We start from the raw sequence: 9861 nt of genomic DNA on the forward strand, positions 1-9861 counted from the left end.
CGGGGCGACCTCGTGGTGGACGCGGCCGGCCGGCGCGGCGGCTCCGCCGGCCTGGCGGCCGCCGCCGGCTGCCGTCCGGCCCCCGTCGAGCGGCACCGCACCGGCCTGGCGTACTTCTGCCGCTGGTACCGGCTGCCCGACGGGACGGAGGAGGGGCCGCGCCAGCCGTGGACGGTGACCGGCGGCGCCTTCGCGGGCTGTGCGGTCTTCCCGTCCGACAACCGGGTCTTCGCCGTCACGGTGTTCGCGCACACCGGGGACCCCACCCGCGCCGCCCTGCGGGACCCGGCCGTCTTCGAGGCCGCCGCGCGGGCCTTCCCGCCCGGCGCCGCCTGGCTCGGGCTGGGCGCCGAGCCGCTGTCGGGGGTGCTGGCGACCGCGGGCCTGGACAACCGGTGGAGCCCGCTGGCCGACGGGCGGGGCCCGGTGGCCGGCGGGATGGTGCCGGTCGGCGACGCGCTCACCCACACCAACCCGACCCTGGGGCAAGGGACTTCGCTCGCGCTGTGGGCCGCCGACCGGGTGGCCCGGACGGCCCACCGTGACCCGGGCTCCTTCGGCTTCGCCGCCGCGTACCACGGCTGGGCGCTGCGCACCCTGAAGCCGTGGTTCGACCTCCAGGTCGGGGCCGACGCGGCGGTCGGGGAGCGGCTCGCCGCGGGGGCCGGCGCGGCGGGCGGTGCCGGCGTGGCGGGCCGGGCACGGGAGGCGGCCGCGCTGTTCGAGTGCGCGCTGGAGGACCCGGAGGTGATGCGGGCCCGGGCCAGGGTCCGGCACCTGGCCGAGCCGCCCGAGCGCGCCTACGCGGACCCCGAGGTCCGGGCGAGGGTGGCGCGCTGGCTGGCGGCCCGGCCGGACTGGACGCCGAACGCGGTGGGCCCGGACCGGGCGGAATGGGAGCAGCTCACCGGCACCGGGAGAGGGCCGGGCCGGGCAGCGGTACCCGGCGCGGCCCGGGGCGCAGCCGGGTGAGCGGGCGGGGCCGGATCCTGCCCGGGTCGCTGGGCAGAGCCTGCCCCGTCCGCAGCCGAGCCGTTTCCCGAGGGTGCGGGAGCGGGCCGGCACGGCGGCTCAGCCGGTGCCGCCCAGCACTTCGGCCAGGTCGTAGCCGACGACCTCCTCCAACTGGGCGTACGTACAGCTCTCCGGCGTCCGGTCCGGGCGCCAGCGCGCGAACTGCGCGGTGTGCCGGAAGCGGTCGCCCTCCATGTGGTCGTACCGCACCTCGCAGACCCGCTCGGGGCGCAGCGGTACCCAGGACAGGTCCTTCTTCCCCGTCCAGCGGCTCTGCGCGCCCGGAAGCCGGGCGGTCTCGTGGGCCGCCTCCTCGGCCCAGGCGGCCCAGGGATGGCCGGCCGGGTCCGGCATGCGCAGGGGTTCGAGTTCCTCGACGAGTTCGGCCCGGCGCTTCATCGGGAAGGCGGCGCAGACGCCCACGTGCTGGAGGGTGCCGTGGCCGTCGTACAGGCCGAGCAGTAGCGATCCGATGATCGGACCGCTCTTGTGGAAACGGAAACCGGCGACGACGACATCCGCCGTACGCTCGTGCTTGATCTTGAACATGAGGCGGGCGTCGGGCCGGTAGGGGAGATCGAGGGGTTTCGCGACGACCCCGTCGAGCCCGGCGCCCTCGAACCGCTCGAACCACTCCCGCGCGAGCGCGGGGTCCGTGGTGGCGGGCGCGAGGTGGACGGGGGGCCGGGACGTGGAGAGTGCGTGGACGAGGGCGCTGCGGCGCTCGCCGAGCGGGGTGTCGAGGAGGGACTCGTCGCCGAGCGCGAGCAGGTCGAAGGCGACGAAGCTGGCCGGCGTCGTCCCGGCGAGCAGTTTCACCCGGGAGGCCGCGGGGTGGATCCGCTCGCTGAGACGGTCGAAGTCGAGGCGTCCGCCGTGGACGACGACGATCTCCCCGTCGACCACGCAGCGGGCCGGCAGGTTCTCCTTCAGCGCGGCCACCAGCTCGGGGAAATACCTGTTCAGGCTCTTGCCGGTACGGCTGCCGACCTCCACCTCGTCCCCGTCGCGGTGCACGATCGCCCGGAAGCCGTCCCACTTGGCCTCGTACTGCATGCCCGGCGGGATCCTGCTCACCGACTTGGCGAGCATCGGCTTCACGGGCGGCATCACCGGCAGGTCCATGCCCTCGATTCTGCGGTGGTCCGTCCGGGCCCGCTCGGTGTGCGAGTCCGCCCGCACCCGCCTACCGTGGCGCCCATGGGCGGTAGCGCGGGTGGTGCGATCGAGCTCGAAGCGGGCGGGCGGGCGGTACGCCTGTCCAGCCCGGACAAGGTGTACTTCCCGGAGCGCGGCCTCACCAAGCGGGACGTCGCCGAGTACTACCTGGCCGTCGCCGACGGGATCACCCGCGCCCTGCGCGACCGCCCCACCACCCTGGAGCGGTACCCGGACGGAGTGGAGGGGGAGTCCTTCTTCCAGAAGCGCGCCCCGAAGAACCTGCCCGACTGGATCCCCACCGCGCACATCGCCTTCCCCAGCGGCCGCACGGCCGACGAGATCTGCCCGACCGAGCCGGCCGCCGTCCTGTGGGCCGCCAACCTGGGCTGCCTGACCTTCCACCCCTGGCCGGTGCGCCGCGGGGACACCGACCGGCCGGACGAACTGCGCATTGACCTCGACCCGCAGCCCGGCACCGACTACCACCACGCGGTGGCGGCGGCGCACGAACTGCGGGCCCTGCTCGACGAGCTGGGGCTGCGCGGCTGGCCCAAGACCTCGGGCGGCCGCGGCCTGCACGTCTTCGTCCCGATCGCCCCGCGCTGGACCTTCACCGAGGTCCGCAGCTGCGCCATCGCCCTGGGCCGGGAGCTGGAGCGCCGCATGCCGGGCAAGGTCACCACGGCCTGGTGGAAGGAGGAACGCGGCGAGCGGATCTTCGTGGACTACAACCAGACGGCGCGCGACCGGACCATCGCCTCGGCCTACTCCGTCCGCCCCCGCCCGCACGCCCCGGTCTCGGCGCCGCTGCGCTGGGACGAGGTGGACGACGCGGAACCGCGCGACTTCGACATCGTGACGATGCCGGCACGCTTCGCCGAACTGGGCGACCTGCACGCCGACATGGACGACCACGCCTTCAGCCTGGAACCCGTCCTGGAACTCGCGGCCCGCGACGAACACGACCACGGCCTGGGCGACATGCCGTACCCGCCGGACTACCCGAAGATGCCGGGCGAACCCAAACGCGTCCAGCCGAGCCGCGCCAAACACGAGGACTGACAGCCGACCCGACTCCCCGGAACCCGCAGCGCGGGCAACTCCTTGGCACGGCAGGGGCGACAGGACCTAGCCTGGCGGCATGGACGCCGCTCCCGCCCCAATCCCGCTGCTCTTCCTCGACGTGGACGGCCCGCTGATCCCCTTCGGCGGAACCGGCTACCCCCCGGCCGCAGGGCCCGGCAATCCCCTGCTCGCCCGGCTCGACCCGGGGCTCGGGCCCCGGCTGCTGGCGCTGCCGTGCGAGCTGGTGTGGGCCACCACCTGGGAGGACGAGGCCAACGAGACGCTCTCCCCGCGCCTCGGCCTGCCGCGCCTGCCCGTGATCCACTGGCCGGAGCCCTCCGACGCCGAGGGCCGGGACGGCCTCCACTGGAAGACCCGCACCATCCTGGAACGGGCCGGCGGGCGCCCGTTCGCCTGGGCCGACGACGAGATCACCCCCGCCGACCGCACCTGGGCCGCCACCCACCACCCGGCCCGCGCCCTCCTCCACCGCGTCGACCCGCGCACGGGCCTGACGGACGCGGACTTCGCCGCGCTCGGTGGCTGGTTCGGGCAGTGGGGACGGCCGCGCTAGTCGGTGTCCGTGGCCGTGAGGACGGCCAGGCGGCGGTGGTCGGGGGAGAGGGCCGCGATGCCGAAGTCGGCGCCGACCTCGTTGTGGAACCAGCCCGAGTCGGCCTCGAAGCGGAACCAGGTGGTCGCGCGGGCCAGGCGTTCCACCTCCTCCGCGTCGGCGCCCGGTGCCGCGCCGGCCAGGCCCGCCATCGACCGCCACGCCCACATCCGCCCCCAGGCTCCGCACACGCCCCCTCCGTAGATCCCGCCTATGGACGCGGAGGCGAACAGCGGCCGCCAGACGTCGCCGAGCGGCGTGCGGGCGACCTCGAAGCGGCCCGTGGGCCCGACGTCGGTACAGGGCATCGGCAGCGTCGGGAGGAGGGCGGGGACCTGCTCGGGGGCGAGGGCTTCGTCCGGCTGGAAGACCCAGGCGTCGGCGTTCCCCCACTCGCCCGACTCCGGGGCGGCGATGATGGCCTCGTGCACCTCGGCGGTGACCGAGTTCCGCAGCGCCGACCGCTCGGCGGCGCGGGGCACCGGCGGGTCGACGCGGCCCTCGGTCGGCATCTCGGTCCCGATACCGTAGGCGGAGCCGTTGACGGAGCGGCGCGGGAACTCGGCGCCGGACTCGAAGTCGCGCAGCCGCCCGGGCAGCCAGGACAGGGGGTGCGAGGCGGGCGGCGGCGGGAAGCCGTGCATGTCCACGCCCCGCAGGAGCAGCTCCTGGAAGAGGCAGGCTTCGAGTTCGTACGGTGTCCCCGCGCCGGGGCGGCGGAAGACGGCGGCGGCGAGATCGGCGGGCCGTTGGTGCTCGGCGAGCAGCGAGGCCAGCTCCCGCGGATGCGACGGGAGCCGCTTCTCGTCGACGAGCCGCATCAGCTCGACCAGGCTCTCCCGGCCCGGCGTGAGCGCCAGCACCCGCACGACGCGCGCCAGCTGCTCCTGGTACGTCCGCGCCCGCCGGGTGGCGTCTTCGTACCCGTCGGCGAGCCGCGCCCCCAGTTCGCGCACGGACGCGACGTCACCCTCGGCGGCACGCCGCTCCGGCTCACCCCATGCGAACGGAATGTCTTCCATGATCTTCACCCTAATCGGACACGAGCGCCGCTGTTGATCAGGTGTTGATCGGACGTCCATCCCGCCCGTCCACGATCGGCGCATGTCGATGAACTCCATTGCCGCCCCCGCCTGGTACGACCAGGCCCTGTGCGCCCAGACCGGCCCGAGCTTCTTCTTCCCGGAGCCGGGGTCCTCGCTCCAGGACGCGAAGCGGCTCTGCGGGGCGTGCGAGGGCAGGGCGGCCTGCCTGGAGTACGCGCTCGCGAACGACGAGCGCTTCGGGGTGTGGGGCGGGCTGTCGGAGGCGGAGCGCTCCGCCCTGCGCCCGCGCGGCTGAAACGGCGCGGACGGGCGGAACCCCCGGCGGAGCCGGCGGACATGGCGGAACCCCCGGCGGGGCCGGGGGTTCCGGGTGGCGGTTCAGCCCTTGCGGGCGGCCATGCGGGCGGCGCGCGCGGCGAGGCGCTCGTCGAACTTGCGGGCCTCGGAGTCCAGGCCGTTCATGAAGAGCCCCAGCTCCTCCTGGGCCTTCTGGCCCTCCGGACCCAGGTCCTCGATGTCCATGATCTTGAGGAAGCGGATCACGGGGCTCAGCACGTCGTCGTGGTGGATCCGCAGGTTGTAGACCCCGCCGATCGCCATCTGCGCGGCCATCCGCTCGAAGCCGGGCATGCCGTGTCCGGGCATCCGGAAGTTGACGACGACGTCCCGCACGGCCTGCATCGTCAGGTCGGGGGCGATCTCGAAGGCCGCCGCCAGCAGGTTTCGGTAGAAGATCATGTGCAGGTTCTCGTCCTGCGCGATGCGGGCGAGCATCCGGTCGCAGACCGGGTCACCGGACTGGTGGCCGGTGTTGCGGTGCGAGATGCGGGTCGCCAGCTCCTGGAAGGCGACGTACGCGACCGAGTGCAGCATCGAGTGGCTGTTGTCCGACTCGAAGCCCTCCGACATGTGCTGCATGCGGAACGCTTCCAGCTTGTCCGGGTCCACGGCGCGCGAGGCCAGCAGGTAGTCGCGCATCACGATGCCGTGGCGGCCCTCCTCGGCGGTCCAGCGGTGCACCCAGGTGCCCCACGCGCCGTTGCGGCCGAAAAGGGTCGCGATCTCGTGGTGGTAGCTGGGCAGGTTGTCCTCGGTCAGCAGGTTCACGACCAGGGCGATCTTGCCGATGTCGGTGACCTTGGACTGCTGGGGGTCCCAGGCCTCGCCGTCCTCGAAGAAGCCCGGGAAGTTCCGGCCGTCGCTCCACGGCACGTACTCGTGGGGCATCCAGTCCTTGGTGACCTTCAGATGGCGGTTGAGCTCCTTCTCGACCACCTCTTCCAGCGCGTACAGCAGCTTGGCGTCGGTCCACGCCTCCGAGCTGCCGAGGTGGGGAGAGGTGATCGTCACGGGTGCTCCTGGGGACAAAGCGAATTACCTACGGTTCCGTAGCCTACGGAGTCGTAGGTTAAGCGCGACATCAAGGAGCGCCAAGCCCCAGCCATCGTTCTGTCCGGCTACATCCGGTTATCTATGCAGTTTGAGGGGGTGCCGGACTGCTCCGCAGGGGTGAGAATCACGCCGGAAGGTGGTCCGCGGCACAGCCTTGACGGCGCGGACCACCCCACCGAACCCCTCCCGCGCACCGCCTGCGCGTGGGCGCTACTGCCCCGCTGACCCCCGGACCTCCTCGGCGGAGGTCGGCCGCAGCGCCCCGCCGTCGAGCAGCAGCCAGCGCGTGATGCCGATCGACTCCAGGAACGGCACGTCGTGGCTGGCCACCAGCAGCGCGCCCTCGTAGGACTCCAGGGCCGCGCCGAGCTGCCGCACGCTCGCCAGGTCCAGGTTGTTCGTCGGCTCGTCCAGCATCAGCAGCTGCGGAGCCGGCTCGGCCAGCAGCAGCGCCGCCAGCGTCGCCCGGAAGCGCTCGCCGCCCGACAGGGTGCCGGCCGGACGGTCCGCCCGGGCTCCCCGGAACAGGAAGTGCGCGAGCCGCGCCCGGATCACGTTGTTCGTGGCCTGCGGGGCGAACCGCGCCACGTTCTCCACCACCGAACGCTCGTCGTCCAGCACGTCCAGCCGCTGCGGCAGGAACCGGGCCGGGACGTGGGTCGCCGCCTCCCCGGACGCGGGCGGCAGCAGGCCGGCGACGGTTCGCAGCAGGGTCGTCTTGCCCGAGCCGTTCGCGCCGACCAGCGCGATCCGCTCCGGGCCGCGCACCTCCCACTCGCCCGCCACCCGCGCGCCGCCGTGGGCGAGGTGCAGATCGCTCAGGGTGAGCACCCGCCGCCCCGGCGGGACCTGGGTGGCGGGCAGCCGGACGCGGATCTCGGCGTCGTCGCGCACCGCCTCCACGGCCTGGTCCAGCCGCTCCCTGGCGTCCGACAGCTTCTCGGCGTGCATGATGCGGTGCTTGCCCGCCGACTCCTGGGCGGCGCGCTTGCGGGCCCCCATGACGATCTTCGGCTCGCGCTTGTTCTCGTTCATCTTCTGGCCGTACCGCTTGCGGCGGGCCAATTTGACCTGGGCGTCGGCCAGTTCGCGCTTCTGGCGCTGCACGTCGGCCTCGGCGACCCGGACCATCCGCTCGGCCGACTCCTGTTCGGCCGCCAGCAGCCGCTCGTAGTCGCTGAAGTTGCCGCCGTACCAGCGGACTTCACCCTCGCGGAGGTCGGCGATCTGGTCGACCCGCTCCAGCAGCTCCCGGTCGTGGCTGACCAGCACCATCACCCCGGACCAGGACTCGACGGCCGCGTACAGGCGGCGCCGGGCCCGCAGGTCCAGGTTGTTGGTGGGTTCGTCGAGGAGCAGTACGTCCGGCCTGGCGAGCAGCAGGGCCGCCAGCCGGAGCAGGACGCACTGGCCGCCCGACAGCTCGCCGACGGTCCGGTCCAGGCCCACTCCGGCGAGGCCGAGCTGGTCCAGGACGGCGAGTGCCCGCTCTTCCACGTCCCAGTCGTCGCCGACGGCGGTGAAGTTGGCCTCGGTGGCCTCACCGGCCTCGATGGCGTGCAGGGCCGTGCGGGCGGCCCGGATGCCGAGCGCCTCGTCCACCCGCAGGGCGGTGTCGAGCGTGGCGTCCTGCGGGAGGTAGCCGATGGTCCCGGCGACCGAGACCTGCCCCGAGGACGGGGTCAGCTCGCCGGCGAGGAGCTTCAACAGGGTGGACTTCCCACACCCGTTGAGGCCGACCAGGCCGGTCCGGCCGGGCCCGACGGTCAGGTCGAACCCGTCCAGGACGGGGCTGCCGTCGGGCCAGTCGAAGGAGAGGGCGGTGCAGGTGGCGAAAACAGGGGCATGGCTCATGGAGGCCTCCAGGTTGCGTGGATGGTGCGTGCAACGTGGTGAGACGGCCGACTGCCACGGGATCCGCGAGGATGCGGCGGGTGGCTGAAGGTGTCGGTGTCTCGTACCTCAGAAGAGCAATGTCCTACTCCGTTTCGGCGACTGCAGGGCCTTCACGAAGCTACGGGCGGCCCGGGGCCGCCCGCAAACGAATTAATCAGCAGGAGCCGCGCATCAGCTCGTCGAGGCTGTGGTCCATGTCCAGATAGCGGTGTTCCAGACCTGGCGGCACGAGCGCGGAAGTGCGTTCGAGGAACCGCTGGAGCTCGGCCGTGGTCATCAGCACGATCGCCACGCCCTCGGGCGCGTGGAACTCGACCGTGGTCCGGTCCCCGTCGTACGGCCGCACCCGCACGTCGCCGCACCCGGACGGATGGCGCAGCCCCGACATCAGCAGCTCGCGGGCGAAGGTCCAGGACACCTCCACGCCTTCGAGGGTGGCCAGGGCGGGGAAGGCCATGCGGACGGCGAAGGGATCCGAGCGGTCGTAGCAGAGGGTGACGGGGACGGTCTCGACCTTCGGTGCGGTGGCGATCAGTCGGGCCTGCACGGCCTGCTCGATGACAGTGATCAAGGCTCGCTCCCTTGCGGCGGATCTGCTGTCGGGCTGTGGGGTGGAGCCCGGCAACCGGATAGACGCCGGAATCGGCAAATCCGTGCATGGCGGATGACGTGAGCTGTGTCACCGATTGGCGCGATCTCATCCGTGTGATCGCACAGAGTGAGCGATGGTGACATGCGGTCAAAGGGCGCGGGAGCGGTGACCCGGCCCGCGAATCGATCCCAATACGTCCGGTATTCGATCGCTCCGCAGGCGTAAGCGGATGCGGGAGGGGCCCCCGGGGCGGGTGGAGGCACCCTGGACGGCGCCTCCGCGGGTGCGTTAGCTTCCCGCGCCATGAGACTTCTGGGAGTTGGCATGTGCGCGGCGGCCCTGCTGGTCGCCACCGCCGTGGCGCCGGCGCAGGCACAGGGGGACGGCGGCGATGCCCCGTCGCCGGCCTTACGCGGCGCCGGCTGGGCGGTCAAGGACACCGGGCAGACGGGCGTCGACGGCGTCCGCTTCCGCGGCCTGGCAGCCGTCAGCCGCGGTACGGCCTGGCTCGCGGGCTCCCAGGGGCGGGTACTGCGCACCGGCGACGGCGGCCGCAGCTGGCGGGACGTCTCGCCGCCCGCGGCGGTGGCCGAGGGGCTGGAACTGCGCGACATCGAGGCCTTCGACGGGCGGCGGGCGGTCGCCCTGTCCATCGGCGAGGGCGAGGCCTCCCGGGTCCTGCGCACCGAGGACGGCGGCGCGACCTGGACCGAGGCCTTCCGCAACACCGATCCGCGAGCCTTCTACGACTGCCTGACCTTCTTCGACCCCCGCCACGGGCTGGCCGTGAGCGACCCCGTCGACGGGAAGTTCCGCCTCCTGGCCACCGACGACGGCGGGCGCAGCTGGCGGGTGCTCCCGGACGCCGGGATGCCGCCGGCGCTGCCCGGCGAGGCCGGGTTCGCGGCGAGCGGGCAGTGCCTGACGGCCTCCGGGCCGCGGGACGTGTGGCTGGCCACCGGCGGGGGGTCGACGGCGCGGGTGATGCACTCCGCCGACCGGGGCCTGACCTGGCGGGTCGCCGACTCCACCGTCCCCGGCGGGGACCCGGCGCGCGGGGTGTTCGCCCTGGCCTTCCGTGA

The 9861-nt window shown here is 73.4% G+C and carries 9 protein-coding genes and 1 pseudogene; 5 read left to right on the forward strand and 5 right to left on the reverse strand.

The genetic code is table 11. The annotated features are described in order from the left end of the window. Positions 1–972 (forward strand): annotated as a pseudogene (locus SSNG_RS42420) (FAD-dependent oxidoreductase); the annotation flags it as partial. Between the two features lie 99 nt (positions 973–1071). On the opposite strand, the gene SSNG_RS29290 reads toward SSNG_RS42420, so the two are convergent. Then, positions 1072–2139: an ATP-dependent DNA ligase gene (locus tag SSNG_RS29290; protein ID WP_007267550.1), complete on the reverse strand. Its 1068-nt coding sequence runs from the start codon at positions 2137–2139 to the stop codon at positions 1072–1074. 75 nt (positions 2140–2214) lie between these two features. Between SSNG_RS29290 and ligD the strand changes: the two genes are divergently transcribed. Further along, positions 2215–3237 (forward strand): non-homologous end-joining DNA ligase, encoded by a 1023-nt coding sequence (gene ligD, locus SSNG_RS29295; protein ID WP_007267551.1) that lies wholly within the window; start codon positions 2215–2217, stop codon positions 3235–3237. A gap of 79 nt (positions 3238–3316) precedes the next feature. After that, on the forward strand, positions 3317–3814 hold the full coding sequence (locus SSNG_RS29300) for an HAD domain-containing protein (RefSeq protein WP_007267552.1): 498 nt from the start codon (positions 3317–3319) through the stop codon (positions 3812–3814). On the opposite strand, the gene SSNG_RS38215 is transcribed toward SSNG_RS29300, so the two are convergent. Continuing rightward, on the reverse strand, positions 3811–4875 hold the full coding sequence (locus SSNG_RS38215; protein WP_129593347.1) for a DUF6183 family protein: 1065 nt from the start codon (positions 4873–4875) through the stop codon (positions 3811–3813). The two genes, SSNG_RS29300 and SSNG_RS38215, sit on opposite strands and share 4 nt — an antisense overlap. Before the next feature lie 82 nt (positions 4876–4957). On the opposite strand from SSNG_RS38215, the gene SSNG_RS29310 reads away from it, so the two are divergent. Further along, entirely contained in the window at positions 4958–5194 is a 237-nt protein-coding gene (locus SSNG_RS29310; protein ID WP_007267554.1) for a WhiB family transcriptional regulator, read from the forward strand. An 83-nt stretch (positions 5195–5277) separates the two neighbouring features. On the opposite strand, the gene SSNG_RS29315 is transcribed toward SSNG_RS29310, so the two are convergent. From SSNG_RS29315 to SSNG_RS29325, 3 genes are all read right to left on the reverse strand, one after another. Further along, the gene (locus tag SSNG_RS29315; RefSeq protein ID WP_007267555.1) at positions 5278–6249 is read right to left on the reverse strand and encodes an acyl-ACP desaturase; all 972 of its coding nucleotides are present in this window, start codon (positions 6247–6249) and stop codon (positions 5278–5280) included. 252 nt (positions 6250–6501) lie between these two features. Continuing rightward, a complete protein-coding gene (locus tag SSNG_RS29320) occupies positions 6502–8145 on the reverse strand; it encodes an ABC-F family ATP-binding cassette domain-containing protein (RefSeq protein WP_007267556.1) in 1644 nt (547 codons plus the stop codon). A 196-nt stretch (positions 8146–8341) separates the two neighbouring features. Beyond that, entirely contained in the window at positions 8342–8758 is a 417-nt protein-coding gene (locus SSNG_RS29325) for an SsgA family sporulation/cell division regulator (protein ID WP_007267557.1), read from the reverse strand. Positions 8759–9082: 324 nt separating this feature from the next. On the opposite strand from SSNG_RS29325, the gene SSNG_RS29330 reads away from it, so the two are divergent. Continuing rightward, the coding region (locus tag SSNG_RS29330) for a hypothetical protein (RefSeq protein ID WP_007267558.1) at positions 9083–9861 on the forward strand (779 nt) is incomplete at its 3' end.

This window comes from Streptomyces sp. C (genome assembly GCF_000158895.1).
Lineage (GTDB): Bacteria > Actinomycetota > Actinomycetes > Streptomycetales > Streptomycetaceae > Streptomyces > Streptomyces racemochromogenes.

Coding starts and splice junctions, on each gene's coding strand:
- SSNG_RS38215 (WP_129593347.1), bottom strand. CDS start 4,875: ATGGAAGACATTCCGTTCGCATGGGGTGAGCCGGAGCGGCGTGCCGCC.
- SSNG_RS29310 (WP_007267554.1), top strand. CDS start 4,958: ATGTCGATGAACTCCATTGCCGCCCCCGCCTGGTACGACCAGGCCCTG.
- SSNG_RS29290 (WP_007267550.1), bottom strand. CDS start 2,139: ATGGACCTGCCGGTGATGCCGCCCGTGAAGCCGATGCTCGCCAAGTCG.
- SSNG_RS29300 (WP_007267552.1), top strand. CDS start 3,317: ATGGACGCCGCTCCCGCCCCAATCCCGCTGCTCTTCCTCGACGTGGAC.
- SSNG_RS29320 (WP_007267556.1), bottom strand. CDS start 8,145: ATGAGCCATGCCCCTGTTTTCGCCACCTGCACCGCCCTCTCCTTCGAC.
- ligD (WP_007267551.1), top strand. CDS start 2,215: ATGGGCGGTAGCGCGGGTGGTGCGATCGAGCTCGAAGCGGGCGGGCGG.